This window comes from Desulfoprunum sp., assembly GCF_053613775.1.
In genome coordinates this window covers 35,694-50,917 of the sequence record NZ_JBSHXH010000003.1, presented here as the reverse complement: position 1 = coordinate 50,917, position 15,224 = coordinate 35,694, and the positions used below count along the sequence as shown (strand labels likewise).

Here is a 15,224-nt window from a genome sequence, read left to right as displayed (position 1 = left end):
GCTCCCGAACTTCCCAGAACATGAATGTATTGATCGGATAGTCGCGCATGATCGAGTCGAACAGGACGCATATCTGCAAACTGCTCCAGGTGAATTTTCTCTGAATGGTAGGCAGCAAGTAGCTCCGGTTGACGATTTGATGGATCGCCTTCTCAATTGTTATCGGTTTCTCGTACTCGCCAGCCATCTATTCCTCACATACCGTTCGCATATTATTTCGTTCTTCTGTCCTGCGCTCTCATCAAACCTTCAATTTCAACAGCTCATCGTCCAGTCCATAGCGAACCACGTCGATCCGGTCGCTGCGCTGGGATACAAAATCTCCTGTCATCACGGGGAGATGGAATGGGAAGAATGCCGGGTTGTTCAGGAGCAGCCCCAATGCGCCCTTGGCCTCCGGGGTGGCCAGGAGTGCGGATTCGAACATCAGGATGGCCAGGTTTGGCTCGGCAATGCTCACCGGAGCGGCTTTCTCATAGCAGCCTTTGGCCTCGGAATCCTTCAGGGCTCCCCAGGCGACAAAGGAGCGGATGACGAACCGGGCATAGCGGCTCACGGTCTGCCGGTCGCCATACTGTTCCTTCAGGCGATTGATGATCTGCGTCTGGGTCACCTGGTCCTGCAAGGCCAGCAGACGGCCGGTCTGCCGGGCCACATTGAACCAGAAGGGATAGACCGCCGAGATCATCCCCCAGTGGACCGCCAGGGCCATGGACGGGTTTTCCCGCAGAAACGAAAGCTGGGCATCCCGGAATGGAATCAACTCGGGGTCAGGAGAGACCCAGATCTTCATCAGATTGTTGACGACGAAGGTCCGGGTCTGATCGCTTCGTTCGCCTTCGGAGCCGTTGCCTTTTCTTTCGCTAAGGAACTCATGCAGCTCCTGGCGGATGGTTTTGGCGTCGAGCCCCGCCAGCAGCAGATTGGCTGCTTTTTGCATCCACTCGAAACGAATCGCCTGCTTGATGCCAATGGCTTCGTGTCTTTTGCCCATCACCGTGTCCTCCTTTCAAACTTCACAAGGGGCACGATGACTTCTTCGATGGCTACACCGCCGTGACCTACGATGGCATCTCCCGGGTTCACGAATGCGTCGCGGCCACCGGCCACCAGGGGAAAATAATCTGCTGGCAATCCGACCGGCTGCCACTCGTGGGCAAACGGGAAGGCCCCAGCCACCTGAGCGCGGAGTTCCGGCGTGGGATAGACACGAACACGCTCGCCGCGAGTTTCGGCAATCACACCTTCAGACGGGCGGCCTTTGCCGTCGCATTGGATGTTGCCGTGATCGGCCGTCAGCCAGACCTCATAGCCGTAATCCAGCAGTTGGCCGACCAGGGCAGCCAGGAATCCACCCCGGCACCACTGCTTGATCTGGTTGTGCATCCCTCTTGATCCGAGTTGCATGCCGTGCATGATCTTGTCGACCTTGTCCACGACCAGCCCCACCACCCTGGTCTTGCCGGGATGGATTGCGGAGTCGAGGACGCCCGCAGCATCGCCGTCGCCGAGGCCACGCTGGTAAACGACATCCAACCGGGACAGGCCATGGCCTTCCCAGAACTGCTTCCAGAGTTTCTCTTCGCTGTTGGTCGAGTTGATGGATGACGGAAAATAGAGCGGCGGCTTGCCCGAAAAGATCGATTGCCGCGATACCGAGGTCAGCGTCGGAATCCAGGCGAAGGTCGCGGATTCGCGCATGACCAGATTGGCATCCTGCTTTTGCAGAAGCTGGCGGATGGTCACCCACTGATCCAGGGCCAGGCCGTCAACCACGATCAACGCGGCACGGCTGCTACCGGAGTCCTCGATATCCCGAGCCAGGCGGCGCGGCACATGGTGGAGCATGGCCGGATTGGTCGGCGGCAAGTTGATCAGGCTGGAGTAGTGGTCGGCCAGCCAAGCGGCAAAGGTCGTGTTCAGTGCATCGCCGATTTCCCTGAGCCGGTTCTGCTGCTCGGCGCTGTTGCCGCAATGGACCAGCGCAGACGGTTCGGCCCATTTCAATGCAAAGGCGGTCCAGTCCGAGTAACGCGCTTCCGCAGTGGGCATCTCCTTCTCGACAAGGCCAAACAAGCGAGAGATCCGCAGCTCGTCATCGTCCACGCCGGACGTGGCGATACCGCTTCGGACCCAGGACCCGGCATCCACTTCAATGCCTTTGGCCTCGACAGGGGTGAGTTTCCCCTCCAGGAACAGGTTGTCGATGTAGACCTTGATGTCCTGATGGTCGAACGGCAGGCGGTGGGGGCCGGGATACTTGAGGCCGTATTGATGCTCACCCTCCATGGTTCGCACCGCATGGGCATCGCTGCGCGATGTCCCAATGGGCTGTCCTGCCCATTGGTCCGGCGAATCTTCCCGTACCTGATTGGCGCTGCCGAGCCTGGAAAGAAATAGCGGCCAGCGTTCCTGCAAAAAGGCGAAAAAGGCCTCATCGTCCGGAACGATCTCGGAGAGCGGCCAAGCCTTGAATCCATCATGCCCTTTGAGAACCTGGATAAGCCGCTCGGCCAGCATCAGTGGTATCTGGAGCTTTCCGTAGTGCAGGCGCAGCAATGCGCGTAGCAGCTCCACCTCGCTGGCAATCAGCTCAGCGGCGATGCCGAACACATGACGGAGAATGAAATCCTTGGTGGCGTTGTCGCCCATGCGATCCGGCGGCGACTTGCGCTGGGCCTCAAAAAGCGAATCCAGCAAGCTCCTGTCGAGCTTCTCGATGACCGGATAGCTCAGGTTGGGGAAGAGATCCCCCAGGTTGAATGAGAGCTTGCGGCCCGCCTGGAGCAGGTCGTATGGCAGGGATTCCAGCTCCGCATCCTGCAAGCGGAGGACTACCACCAGATCGGTGTGCTCACCCCGGTCCCAGATCGAGCGGTATTTGGACTCATAGGCGTATCTGAATTCGACCGGATCACTGAACTCGATCAGGTCGAACCCGCGCCCACGTAATTCAAGCGCCAGTTTCTCCTCGGTCAACAAGCAGTCCGGATCGGCGACCAGGGTCAGTTTGCTGACATTGGGAACGAAGTCGTTCAGGATAGCGTCTCTCCAACTACTCATTGAGCGCCTCCCTTGATGATCCGCAGCATCAGCAGCGACCGGATTTCCGGTACGATCTGCCGCGCTGATTGCAGTTCATGCCGCCACTCATTTTCCTCTGCCGCGCAGCGGGCCAGTCGGTACTGGCGCACTTCGGGCAGCCCAACCCGTTCGATGGCCTTGCGCCGAGAGGTGAAGGCGACCATGCCGCGTTCCTCTTCCCTGTTCACCGAGGCGAGGTGCGCCTGCTGCAGGGCGTCGAACAGCTCCTGTCCGGCCTGTTCGGCAGCAATCTGCAAACGCTCATGGGCGGTGATGGAGTCATCCTGCCCGAGGGTGGCTTGCACCTCGGCTTCCGCTGTCTGCAGCGCATCCCAGATATGCCGGGCCGTGGGCAGAAACAGTTTGCCTTCCTCGCTCAAAAACACGCTGACATAGCCACGCCGCACCATGGGGATGCGCAGGAGTTGTGTCTTCTGGTGCATTCCGGCCTGAAGGCGGATCTCAAAGAGCCCCCAGAGTCCGGAGATGCTGGCCGGCAGCCCGCTTACGGTTACGCACGGCAATGGCTGACCTGCCGCGACCTGGGGCAGGTTCAGGGCAAGACCACGGACACGGCTGTTTTCGAGATTGAGCAGGGTTGCGTCGGTTAGACGATCCGCTTCCCGGGCGTTGAATACGGCTTTGCGGTGTTCCTGGCCATCCGGCCAATTCAGATCCCACCAGGAGCGCTTGCGACTGGCCATACCGCCATGGGAATTGAGGTAGCCCACCGTCATCCGTTCCACCCAGTGGGGCAGCGGATGCGAGCGCAGACGCTCAGCGGTTTGCACATCCGGCTCTTCGGAGATGCCGTAGATGGCGGAGGACTCGCGCGCCTGCTGAATCTCATCGCGAATCCTGGCCACCGTGTGATCGACGGATGTTTCGATGCCGTCAGGATTAAGGATGGCCGAGGCGAACACATCCTCGAACCGGCTGCGGTTGTATTCGGCGACTCTTTCCGCCGTCCAGCCGCGCCGCTTGTCCATGGGTTTGACCGAATCCAGGGAGACGATGACCTGATCGAACATCGACCAGGCTGAGCTCCGCTGGTCCGCCCCTGGAGCCAGGCGTTGCAGTGTGCCGATGTCGTCGCCCAGCACGAGCTGGAACTGCTCGTTGAAGTGGGTCTGCATTTCCGCCACCCACTGAGTGGCAATACCTTTGGGAGAGACAACCAGGGTTCGGCGCACCAGTCCGCGCAGCTTGAGTTCGCGCATGACCAGCCCGGCCTCGATGGTCTTGCCGAGACCCACTTCGTCGGCCAGCAGGTAGCGCACGCGGTCGCCGGAGATGGCCCGGGACAAGGCGTGGATCTGGTGCGGCAGCGGAATGACGTTGGACTCCATGGGAGCCAGCAGCACATGGCCCTCGGTGGCGCTGGTGGAGCCTTCGAGCACCTCGGCCACCTTGGCTGCGGCGGCCACATAGGCAATATGATCAGTGGTTAGTGACGAGGGGCGAGAGGCGAGTGGAATCAGACCGGAAGCCGGGATTCGGACAACAGAATCAGAATTCGGCAACCAGACACGGCAAACCGTCTGCCCCCACAAAGTCTGTTCTTCGATGACCTTGCAAGCGCTGTTGTGAATGGTGCTGTATTGCCATGGTGAGTTCATTCGTAAAATCAATCCTCGCCATGGGGTGGTTGCGCGGCAAAAATCGTCAGCATCAGCTCAGAATCGTCAAGAAGCCTGTACACCGGCTTCCTGCCAGACAGCTTCTCGCTTTCGGTGATGATGATCGGTACCCCCTCACCGCGCTTATCCATGATGAAGTTCCGCTGACTGCCGATGGCGTCTACATTCATAGGGCAACGAGCCAGCAAGGAGCTGATTAATTCGTTCCGTGCCGATTGTCGTTCCGAAATACTCTCAATGGTCATGGTGTTGGGAATCGCGCCGGGTGAGAAGATTTCCAGCCGATCAGAAAACAGGTGCAGGCGAATCTTGGAACCGTAAATGGAGTAATCCCGATGGGCGACAGCGTTGACCACCGCCTCGAACACCGCATTCATGGAAAACTGGGGCGTTTCGATCCGATTGGGTGCTTTGATGGCAAAGACCCGCATGTTTCTCTCCACAAACTTGCAGGCGTCCCGAACCTGAACATCAAGCGGGCCGGTGATGTCCTTAGCGTCCAGTTGATAGGCAGCGTTGCGCTCAGTGCCTCGGTAACAAACGGCCTGAATAAAAGCGCTGGACATAAAAGCCTCTGGTGCGTCCGAGGCCATCAGAATACCGCTGACTGTCGCCCGCATGGCGCCGTCTTCGTCTTTGGCAATCAGCTTCATCTTTTCGAGAAATTCCTGATCGGCCTTGGAGGAGATAACGGTCCGGAATTGGTTCCATAACTTGGGATTCAGATCATTGACAGATGTGCCCGGAACAGTCTGTTCATCGAAGCGAATGAGTCGCGCCTGACTGCGTTGCTGGAATAACCGCGCTAAAACATCCGGTTTCATCTCGCGCTTGGAACTACCGAGGCGGCGGAAATAGCCATTGGGGCTTTTATGAACAAAGAGACTGCGGGGCACATCGATTCGTAGGATAGTTTTCTCACCACCCTGTTGATCGGGCACAATGAGTTTGCGTATGACGCAATCCAAGGGAGGATCAATCGAGTCGTTGCAAATGGAACGAAGCCAACCCTCAACTATGTCAAGTTTCGCAGGCGGTATCCCTCGAATCTCTTTGGTCTTGTCATCAACCCCCAGAACAATGATGCCGGAGGCCGTATTCGCCATGGCCGCCAGTTCGTCCGCCATGCCATCCTTGTGCGGGCCGATAACTTTGTTACCGCTGAATTCCACCGCCTTGAGCTCAAGAACTGAGTCTTCGCCCAAGGCGATTTGTTTGAGCAGATCGGAAATGTTTTCGTACATCATTGACCTCCGTTAGCCCTGTTTTCGATCTCAGTAAACCAGCCCTTGATCTCGTCGTAGCCGTTTCGCTGTTTTAGGCGATCCAATGTCATACGACTTGCGGCGTCTTCGTTTAGCCAATGCTTAATCGAACGCCTCTGGATTTTTCCTTGACCGTTTAACAGTGTTTTTATTTCGGTTTCGACATCACAGTCGTCTGAAAGCGCAAAGGTGAAGTTGAAACCAACGACAGGCTGCAATGCTTCACTTATTGCATCGATATGAAGGTAATTCTCCATTTCCCGCTTTGCAGTCAGGAATCCAATGGAACCGTCTCCTCTTGCGTTTACAGCATCTCTATCGTCCTGGTATTTGTATTTTCCGTTCTTCAGTTCGTCACGGTCGTAAATATGGACTTCTGGAAGACCTACATTTTTCAGGTAATGCTGATTCACCCATTCCTTCAAAGTGCTTCCACCCAAGACGGCCAACGCGACTCTTGGATCTGCAAACATATCAATGACGGAGTCGTCCTCCGCCCGGAGCAAGCTACTGATCCGTCTTAAAAATTGAAGGTCATGCGGACCTTCTACACACACCAAAACCTTTGCCCGTTTGTCGGGGATGATTCCCAGATCAGCGACAACCGTCTTGATTACATCATCATCTGCGATACAGACATCTCTGCCATTTAGGTCGTGAGAACAGACATATCGAATTGAATTGATTGGTAGTAGTGACGCCAATGCAGGGACGTGCGTGGTAAGCATAACTTGGCAGCCATCGGCTTCGGCGATAGCCTGCAATGCTTCAATGACCTTTCGCTGGTTGTCTGGATGCTGTGCAGTCTCCGGCTCTTCCACTGCGTAAATAATATTCCCTTTCTTATGCTCTTCCCGAAGCCGTTCAGCTTCGGCGCGGAAGAAGCTGAATAGAACCAATCTCCGAACACCGCTGCCCCTCTTGTTGATGGGGATTTCATCGTCTCCAGTTAGAGAGAGTTTGAAAAGGCCGTCCCATTTTGGGTCTGATTTGAAATTCGGGTTGAGTTGCGATGAAAGCGCACTATCGAAATCAGCAAGCTTCGTAATGGTACGATTGGCTACATCAAGCGTGCGTGCTTTGACCTTTTCCTTCACTGCGTCCAGTTCAGCTTGCACTTCTTCGATTGCCTGTTTTATGGCGACCTTGAGAGGGTCCTGGACTTCTGAGTCTTCGTCTGTTGACGGGCGGTCTGCTCGGAAAAGGGCGTATTCGGGCAGGTATTTGGAGAGCTGCTCCCAGATGGCTTTGGCATCTTCCTTATCCAGTTGGATTTCGGAATGGCCCAATTTCAAATCGTCTGCACTTCCCCAAATGGCCTTTCTAAGGGCTGCATTAGATCGTTTATCGACTCCGGCATCGATATTCGCGGCCTCACCCGCTTTTTTCAATTCAACGTTCTTTCTTGATAACAGGCCATCGAAGCCATTTGCCGTTGGATGGTTGGCAATCGCAAATACTTTTGGCCTCTTTAGCGCTCCGTCGGAAAATTCGTAAACCTTATGGATTTCAAGCAAACCATCGACATTCAGGAGATGCTCTTCTGCAAGCGTTGTGACAGAAGACGCGTCAATGGTGATCGAATCAGGGAAATCCGAAAAAACGCAGCCGATTCTTAATTCGCCGTTGGCCCCGGCGTGAACACAGATATCTGAAGCGTCGATTTTTCCCAATGAATGGTCAAAAAAGACGGCCAAAGCATCAAAGATGGAAGACTTCCCAGCATCATTTTTCCCGATAAACGCTGTTAGCTGGTCGATGGGGATTCGGTGTTCGTTTTTGTATCCTCGAAAATTTTTTAGAATGACTTCCCTGAGAAACATTATTCCCCTCCCATTCTTGTGACAGCCTGGTCGTACCACATGAGCAGCTTGGGGTCTTCTTCCAGGACGTTGTTGGGGATCTTGTCGGCCACGGCGACGATGACGGCGTAGTCGCGCTCCTGCCAGGCTTTCTTGAATCCGGCGCGGACAGCCTCCAGGCGGAAGACCTTGAGTTTCTTTTTGACCTCTTTATATTCCTCGAACTCAGGCTGCAGGTCGGCATTCAGCGGTCGCAAGGTGGAGCGGGGCACGCGCACCACCGCGTCCTGGTTCGGCAGCCAGACACGGCACACCGTCTGCCCCCACAAGGTCTGTTCCTCGATGACCTTGCAGGCGTTGTTATGAACGGTGCTGTATTGCCAAAAATCATTCATCTACCGAACGTCCAATGGTAACTCTAAAAAAATTCCCATCTCGGTCATCTTCAAACTGGATGTTCGGATAAGCTTTTAATGCACGAGTAATACCGCTGCCTAATCCTCGATATGGAAGTATTTTGGTAGCGAAAGACGCCAAAATCGGGTTGCGGATATTCGAATTGCCACTTTTTATGTTTTCTACCGTCAAGTTATTGGGCAAATGTCCTGGGCTAATAATTTCAACCCGATTATCGAACACGAAAATCCTTACTGGTGCCGAAACGAAGTAATCACGGTGAATCAGAGCATTAGCCAGGAGTTCTTCCAAAGCGATGGGCGGTATCTCCGGTTGGCCTGGAGCATTAACGTCTTGATCGCCCTGTACATGATGAATGTTTCCAAGTACAAAACTCATACTCTGATGGAACACATCCACCAATTTCCCTGAAATATCGCGGCTATCAAGATAGTTGGTTTCATGAATCTCATTCCCCGGGAAAGCAATTGCTTTGACAATGAAAACAGGCAGCCTGTAACTTGGATTTTTTGCAAAAAGCAGGGCTCCGCTGATATTAAGAAGACCATCCTTCATCAGATTCATATTGTGCAAAATCTGAGGAAGCGCCGCTTCTTGCTGTTCCAGTGGCTCTCCAAAATTCTTCTCAAAGAAACCCCTGAAATAGTCCAGATCAAGATCTGACACCGTCATCCCTGAAACAGGTATCTCATCGCCGTGTATCAAACCGGCGCTTTGATACAGCCGCTGAACTTCCTCTCGGGATGTGGCTTTACGCTTATCAGAACCACTCTTGATCCAGATCACACCGTTTTTGTCCATGTACGGCTTGCTCATCCCATCAGGCACAACGATCCGCATTACAAGCCCATTTGGAGCCGCGATGTTTTCCGTCTGTGGATTTATGGGTGGTCTGACTTGCTGGGATGCTGCGTTTGAAACCAACTGATTCAGCCGGCCCATGTCTCCCCTTTTTAGACCAGCAAACGTCCCATCATTGCTCACACCAATAAAAATTGCGCCACCTCCGGAATTACTGAACGCAACCATCTCCTGACCCAATGAAATTTCATTGGTTACATCGGCTTTAAACTGATGCCTGCTGTCTTCGTCCCTGCTGATTATCTCTAGGAGTTCTGCGGTTTCCATATCTCGTATCTCCTTTTACGCTGCATAAAAGCTTCTTCCCCACCTTCCATGATATCGACGATTTCCTGCTGTAGCTTCGGACAGTCGATACTGCCACTTACCGTTTGGACTTTGTCATCAGAGAAGGCGCACGAAATAATCTGCTCTGCGTCCCCAAGAACTGGAAAATTGGCATTATGGGTAGCAAATATAAACTGCGTTTTCGGCTTCAAACGTCGAATGAGTTTGATAACATCTTCGTATATTGTCTGGTTGTCCAGATCATCCTCAGGTTGATCGATAAGATAGACGTCATTTTCTTGCTGACTTAAGACGAACAAAATCAGAGCTGAAGCTCTTTGCCCCAAAGAGTGGTGTTTGAGTTCTTTACCGCGGTATTTGATGATAAAGCGAGTGGGAACCTGCCATGTCAATAAAGCTTCGAGGTTATCGTTGTAGTATTGAGTAAATATCTGCGAGGAGTTGCCAACCTCACGAAGAACTTCCTCCCATTCCTTGAACATTGCCCCGAAATCAACAAACCGGCCGATAAGATTTTGAAAGGTAGCATCCCGGAGACGGCTCCCCCGGAAGATATCTTTCATGAACGTAATAAAGGCAACTTTGTCTCCTTTAAACTCAGCTTCGATCATGAGAGATGAATTGCTCTGGTTCACTTTATCCAGCTCACTCTTTACCGCCTTGAACTCCTCGTGCCAAAGGTCATTCAACAGAGCGAGCTCTTTTAACAATTCGGTATTCAGGGTGGAGCGGCTTGACTCTTCTTTTTCCAGTGCCTGAAGCATTTGAGTGGTCTGATCCACTGTTGTTCTGAGTTTACGAAATTCCTCCGGGCGAATTGCCTGGGCTCCCGACTCTTTCAGTTGCTCGGCAAGCTTTCTTTCAATTTCAGCGAACTCCTCCTTCAACCCATCCTTAATCTTGGAAAATTCGTGGGCTTTCTGCTGAAGTTCCACCGAAATCTGACGCCCCAGGGCGAAGGCTTCCTTGACACGTTCAAAAGAGGCAACCAGCTTTTCATAACAGGCGAAAAAGTCGACAAAGAACGTTTCGTTCTGTTTTGAAGTATATATTCTTTGGTTTCGCAAATCGTCTTCATGTTGATTTATGAACGATTCCAATTCACTGAGGTAGGTTTGAACGAAAGCGACAACCTGTGCACATTTTCTGGAGTCAGCGTCAAAATCCACTTGCTTTTGCAGCCTTTCCTCCACTCCGTGATCTTTGTAGAACTGCAGCCTAAATTCCGCATCTTGCTTTTTTGCTTCAAATTCCTTTTTTCGCTCCCCCGTGCTGGAGAGTTTCTTCAAACGGCTAACAAGTTCGACTACCTTTGGACCTTGGTCGGAGATTCTACGCCGAATTCCTGCCAATTTGCCACCCACGAGTTTTTCTACTAAATCTTTTTCAAATCCATCTCCGGTCGAGGAAAGATCTTTTTGCCCAAAGTAAATTGGCTTATGCAACACGGTTTCTCTTATAGATATGCCTGGCTTAAGTATGCCATTAACATACACATCCGGTCTTTCCCTGCTGATACGATGTATTTCGTACTCTTGGCCTCGCTGATCAACAGCCTGGAGAGTTATCTTACCCCCACTCCCCAAAACATGATCGACGAGATCCTTTTTGTAGTCAGTATCAAGCGCCTTTTCGCCAAATGGTATCTCTAAGGCGTAACGAATCACTTCAAGGACAGAGGATTTCCCACTGCCGCGAATGCCGATCAACGTGTTTAGCTCCGGAGAAAAGTTAAGCGTCTTTCCATCCAATACACCTCCATCGAAAGACACGCTACGAATATGCGAATGCCCAAATTTTTGAGGTTTGGGAGCCATTCGGTGTTCATGATCCAGCAAAGCGTACTTTATCGCCTCGAAGGTAAAATCCCCTATTTTCAGGTAACATTTTCCCCCCTTCCCAATCTGATCGATTGACTTGGGATCGGAACCTTCAACTTCAGCAGGGTAGGCATCGCATAGCCAGCTCTGGACTTTTACACGGCATTTTCGATCGGCCACATCGTGGGTGCGTACCTTTTGAAATGCCAATGCGCGCCTGCAAAAATTTTCTGATTTTCCTAATTCTTGAAGTCGTCCTCCATCCAATTCATTCCATAAACCGCTTCTATCCTCGACGTGAGCAAACACCAGAAAAAAATCTCTGTGATAACCTTCAAGTCTCTTGATTGTTTCCAACATCCCCAATGAACTCCGGCCATTTTCATTCTCGTATTGATCCGGAGTTTTGCCTTCAAAGGCAACGTTGAGAAACTGATTGATGTAATCATTCCCATTCTCCAGCCATGCACCACTGAACACAATCAGCGTATGGATACCATTACTGCCATCATTGACAGAGAGCTCGACACCGGGCAATACAAAGATACCTTGCTTCTTGGCGGTTTTCTGCAATGCCCTGAATTCCACGGCATCGAATTTGTTGTGATTTGTTATCACTCCGACCTGGAGATCAGTTTCTTTTAATGCCTGGACGTAATGAGATAAATAATAGTCAGCATCACCAGTAAAGGAGAATTCCTTATCCGCCTTTGTGTGAAGATGAAAATCTGCGCGCAGCCAACGGCTGCCCTGAGGAAATTTTTCATTGCATACTGTCATTATTCTCCTCCCATTCTTGTGACCGCCTGGTCGTACCACATGAGTAGCTTGGGATCTTCTTCCAGGACGTTGTTGGGGATCTTGTCGGCCATGGCGACGATGACGGCGTAGTCACGTTCCTGCCAGGCTTTCTTGAATCCGGCGCGGACAGCTTCCAGGCGGAAGACCTTGAGCTTCTTCTTGACATCTTTGTATTCCTCGAACTCCCTGAGTAGCGCCTTCTCGCGCAGCTTCTCGAGGTCGCCAGCCTTGTTGGGGTCGGGCACGTACCAGCGGTCGCGGGCCTTGGCGACTAGGGTTGGGTCATCCTTGGGCAGGTTGCGCAGTTCCTTCCAGTTGGTGGAAAGGTAGGCGTGGATCTGTTCTGGCACCGGGCTTTTGCCGTCGTATTTGATAAAGTTTTGCTCAAGCAACTCATCCAATTCGAGAAGCGTTTCTGTTTTCAGCCACCCTCCAATTTCTTGCATAAACTGGGGCTTGAGCTCCCCTGATGTCTGCGTTTTCTTAAGAAGCTGCTGTCGCAACCATTGGATAGCAGTGTTCTCGTCAGTAATGAACAATTGTAACTGCAATACCTCTCGAACGGTCATTCTCTTCCTGTCATATTCAGCAATTTGATCCGGAAGAAAATACATGCCATCTCGTTCGGAAAACCGCTGACTAAGGCCTTGATAGAATTCGGCTGCAGATAAAGGAACAGCAACGCCCCTTTGAACGTGAAACGCTACCATTCGGTCGAACAAAAGGAAGTTCTGTCGCTCTGCAATTATCTCCATCTTCCCTTCTTTAGAAACGAAAACAGGAAGTTGATTGAGGTGGGTTCTAATAAAGTCCCAGACGATATCTTCTGTGCCAGCCCCAATTTCAAATTTCTTTTCCAGTCCGGCGGTTGGCTTGTAGGCTGAAATAACCAGGTCCTGTAATCTTGTCTCTCAGCTTGGTCACTTTGCGGGTGACCAAGTTCGGCGAAGTTGGTCACTCGCTTAGTCACTTGTTTTCTCCAGGAAATCACCCTAAAAGACCAATCAAAAATCCAGGTCTTCAGAGTTGAACTCCTATCTTCTCGGCTATTTTCCCTGCCAGCAGCCTAAAATCCTTTTTTGCATCTTGTACGGCATTCGCATGGCTACCAATTGCGCCATCGGCGGAAGTGAGGTTGAAAATCGGTTTGCGATACTCCTGCGCCATCGGGATCAGACTGCGGTAGTGCTTTATGGTTGCCAAACAATAGGGGTCATCCTCCTGACGGAGCTTTTTTTGGGGCGTTTCGTTCAAAACATATTCCCGATACACGTCAGGAATACGTTGCACCCATTTATCGTAAGCTTTGACCGGACGATCCAGGCGCACGCCATGCTGCTGGCACAGGTAACCAATGGTCAACATCTTCCCCTGTGGGAGCCTAAAATCCGGGAAACTGCTTTTCTCGGTACTTGTATTCCAGTTGTCCAACCTTTTTTGCCAGAGGTTTTTCCAGCCCCTCAGGGTTGGACCTAAGTTTTTCAAACCCTGCAAAGAGAAAAGGTCAGCGCCTAGTGGGATTGTTACATAATCCGTCGCCACCAACACCGACCGATTGATTGCGCCCAGATTCGGGCCTATATCTACCAGAATGATGTCTGCTTGGACCTTTTGGGCAGCCATCTGCATTACCTGCCAGAAGGAGCTGAGAATACGCATTGGGCGATAAAGATTATTGTCCCCCATGCTGTTGGGCCATTCTGCAGACAATGCGTCTTCGTAGCCGGAGAGGTTTACGTCACCGGGCAGTAGAAACAAGTCGGTAGCAATATTCTGAAGAACCGGTTCTGCAATATCGCCCACACCTGTCAGCGGTTTCACGCACTGGTAGATGGTCGATCCCAGGTCCTGCTGATTCCAAATTGCTTCTATTTTGTCTTCATCAAGAAAGGCGGCGGTCAGGTTAGCCTGCGGATCCAGATCGATGATCACGACACGTTTGCGCAGGCTGGCAAACATCCAAGCCAGATGGTAAATGAGGGAGGTTTTGCCGACTCCCCCCTTGTTGTTAAAAAAGGTCAGCACAGGTGAAGTCATGGTTTCCCCCTTAAAGTGCATACGACAGCGCTCTGATTGGTCTCGAATTCCGGAGGAGGATTCCCATTTTTTTCCATCTCTCTTCGCGCAGTGGCGATACCTCTTCCGAAGGCTTGTATGAAACCGAAGGTTTTCAACACATCTCCGATATTCGGATTGCGATAGTCGGTGATTCCGGGTTTGCCAAAATTTTCAGAGGTCACGTTGCCATAAGGACCACCCGGGCTGTTGATTTCGATCCTGTCATTAAACCAGTACACCCGGACAGGCGCATTGGTGCTTTCATAGGTTCGATGAAGTACGGCGTTATATAGAATCTGCTGGATCGCCGCAGGTGGATAGGGCATTTCGATTTGGTGCGTTGGGGTTGAAGTGATATCGACGGCTACGCGGTTGTGTGCCTTGAGTTTTTCCTCGGTACGACGAAGCATTTCTACAATCGCTCCGCTGATGTTTTCCTCGTCAATCACGGGATCGGCTAAGTCAGTCCCGTCAATTCGCAAAAACTGAATATTCGCTCCAGGTAAAAAATCCTGCGGGGTCTTCCCGATTGCCAGCAGACCCAGCATTGTCGGCGTGGTGTTTTCTGGAGAGACGATCATTTTGCAGGTCGCCAATCGCTCCTCATAGGTGCGGCCGTTGAATTCCAGCACATCGGCGGCAAATGCTGCGGGGAGAAATTCGTTTTCAAAAACCGATTTCGATAGATCAGTAATTTTTGCAGACGGTACGGGATAAATATCAAAGGGCAGATTTTTATATCTTCTTTTCTCATTAAGGACTCGCTCTTCCTGCTCGTTTGCAATAGAGCGGCGAGGTCCAGTGCGAATCCAAATTCTGCCATCATATTTTACCGGCGGCATATCGGAAGGCATGACGGTAACGATCGCCATTTCCGCCCCTTTCAACATCCGTTTTTCAACTGAAAACACGGGCAGTGGTAGGATATTGCCGTCCGTTTTCATGTCCGCAAGTGAAAGCAAAAGCTGATCTGTCACCTGCAATCCTGATGGCTCTCCATTGTCTTTCGCGCCAATAAACAGAACGCCTGGCTCATTGTAGTTTGGCAAATCATTGGCAAACGCACAGACGGCTTGCCGTGCTTTTTTAGGTACATCGCCTTTGAACGATTCTTTATGTTCGACCCGATCAGATTCCAGGGAATCCAATAACGCCAAAAGCTCTTGATCTGAATACCTTTTCATCGCA

General features: G+C 51.8%; 10 protein-coding genes and 2 pseudogenes. All 12 read right to left on the bottom strand.

Annotated elements, in window-relative coordinates; all coding sequences use genetic code 11:
• Window positions 1-10: 10 nt before the first annotated feature.
• Window positions 11-187 (bottom strand): annotated as a pseudogene (locus ACWGKN_RS02730) (DUF262 domain-containing protein); the annotation flags it as partial.
• Between the two features lie 54 nt (window positions 188-241).
• Entirely contained in the window at window positions 242-994 is a 753-nt protein-coding gene (locus ACWGKN_RS02725) for a hypothetical protein (protein ID WP_452094647.1), read from the bottom strand.
• Entirely contained in the window at window positions 994-3,063 is a 2,070-nt protein-coding gene (pglZ, locus tag ACWGKN_RS02720) for a BREX-3 system phosphatase PglZ (RefSeq protein ID WP_452094646.1), read from the bottom strand. The genes ACWGKN_RS02725 and pglZ overlap by 1 nt, the downstream gene beginning before the upstream one ends.
• The gene (locus tag ACWGKN_RS02715) at window positions 3,060-4,703 is read right to left on the bottom strand and encodes an SNF2-related protein (protein ID WP_452094645.1); all 1,644 of its coding nucleotides are present in this window, start codon (window positions 4,701-4,703) and stop codon (window positions 3,060-3,062) included. The genes pglZ and ACWGKN_RS02715 overlap by 4 nt, the downstream gene beginning before the upstream one ends.
• An 8-nt stretch (window positions 4,704-4,711) precedes the next feature.
• On the bottom strand, window positions 4,712-5,968 hold the full coding sequence (locus ACWGKN_RS02710; protein ID WP_035234162.1) for an ATP-binding protein: 1,257 nt from the start codon (window positions 5,966-5,968) through the stop codon (window positions 4,712-4,714).
• Window positions 5,968-7,812, bottom strand: a complete 1,845-nt coding sequence (locus ACWGKN_RS02705; protein WP_452094644.1) for an ATP-binding protein — start codon at window positions 7,810-7,812, stop codon at window positions 5,968-5,970. The genes ACWGKN_RS02710 and ACWGKN_RS02705 overlap by 1 nt, the downstream gene beginning before the upstream one ends.
• Window positions 7,812-8,186 (bottom strand): hypothetical protein, encoded by a 375-nt coding sequence (locus tag ACWGKN_RS02700; RefSeq protein WP_035234166.1) that lies wholly within the window; start codon window positions 8,184-8,186, stop codon window positions 7,812-7,814. Before ACWGKN_RS02700 ends, ACWGKN_RS02705 begins: the two co-directional genes overlap by 1 nt.
• Complete coding sequence (locus ACWGKN_RS02695; protein ID WP_452094643.1) at window positions 8,179-9,336, bottom strand: RNA-binding domain-containing protein; 1,158 nt, start codon at window positions 9,334-9,336, stop codon at window positions 8,179-8,181. The genes ACWGKN_RS02700 and ACWGKN_RS02695 overlap by 8 nt, the downstream gene beginning before the upstream one ends.
• On the bottom strand, window positions 9,315-11,957 hold the full coding sequence (locus ACWGKN_RS02690) for a TrlF family AAA-like ATPase (protein ID WP_452094642.1): 2,643 nt from the start codon (window positions 11,955-11,957) through the stop codon (window positions 9,315-9,317). The genes ACWGKN_RS02695 and ACWGKN_RS02690 overlap by 22 nt, the downstream gene beginning before the upstream one ends.
• Window positions 11,957-12,877, bottom strand: a pseudogene (locus ACWGKN_RS02685) (DNA methyltransferase); the annotation flags it as partial. The pseudogene ACWGKN_RS02685 and the gene ACWGKN_RS02690, both read right to left, overlap by 1 nt.
• Before the next feature lie 121 nt (window positions 12,878-12,998).
• A complete protein-coding gene (locus tag ACWGKN_RS02680; RefSeq protein ID WP_035234175.1) occupies window positions 12,999-14,015 on the bottom strand; it encodes a ParA family protein in 1,017 nt (338 codons plus the stop codon).
• Window positions 14,012-15,220, bottom strand: coding sequence for an ATP-binding protein (locus ACWGKN_RS02675; RefSeq protein ID WP_452094641.1), 1,209 nt, complete (start codon window positions 15,218-15,220; stop codon window positions 14,012-14,014). Before ACWGKN_RS02675 ends, ACWGKN_RS02680 begins: the two co-directional genes overlap by 4 nt.
• Window positions 15,221-15,224: the final 4 nt, after the last annotated feature.

Bases quoted from the DNA above. Each gene is read 5' to 3' on its own strand.
- pglZ (WP_452094646.1), bottom strand. From the start codon at position 3,063: ATGAGTAGTTGGAGAGACGCTATCCTGAACGACTTCGTTCCCAATGTC.
- ACWGKN_RS02710 (WP_035234162.1), bottom strand. From the start codon at position 5,968: ATGTACGAAAACATTTCCGATCTGCTCAAACAAATCGCCTTGGGCGAA.
- ACWGKN_RS02695 (WP_452094643.1), bottom strand. From the start codon at position 9,336: ATGGAAACCGCAGAACTCCTAGAGATAATCAGCAGGGACGAAGACAGC.
- ACWGKN_RS02675 (WP_452094641.1), bottom strand. From the start codon at position 15,220: ATGAAAAGGTATTCAGATCAAGAGCTTTTGGCGTTATTGGATTCCCTG.
- ACWGKN_RS02725 (WP_452094647.1), bottom strand. From the start codon at position 994: ATGGGCAAAAGACACGAAGCCATTGGCATCAAGCAGGCGATTCGTTTC.
- ACWGKN_RS02690 (WP_452094642.1), bottom strand. From the start codon at position 11,957: ATGACAGTATGCAATGAAAAATTTCCTCAGGGCAGCCGTTGGCTGCGC.
- ACWGKN_RS02705 (WP_452094644.1), bottom strand. From the start codon at position 7,812: ATGTTTCTCAGGGAAGTCATTCTAAAAAATTTTCGAGGATACAAAAAC.
- ACWGKN_RS02680 (WP_035234175.1), bottom strand. From the start codon at position 14,015: ATGACTTCACCTGTGCTGACCTTTTTTAACAACAAGGGGGGAGTCGGC.
- ACWGKN_RS02700 (WP_035234166.1), bottom strand. From the start codon at position 8,186: ATGAATGATTTTTGGCAATACAGCACCGTTCATAACAACGCCTGCAAG.
- ACWGKN_RS02715 (WP_452094645.1), bottom strand. From the start codon at position 4,703: ATGAACTCACCATGGCAATACAGCACCATTCACAACAGCGCTTGCAAG.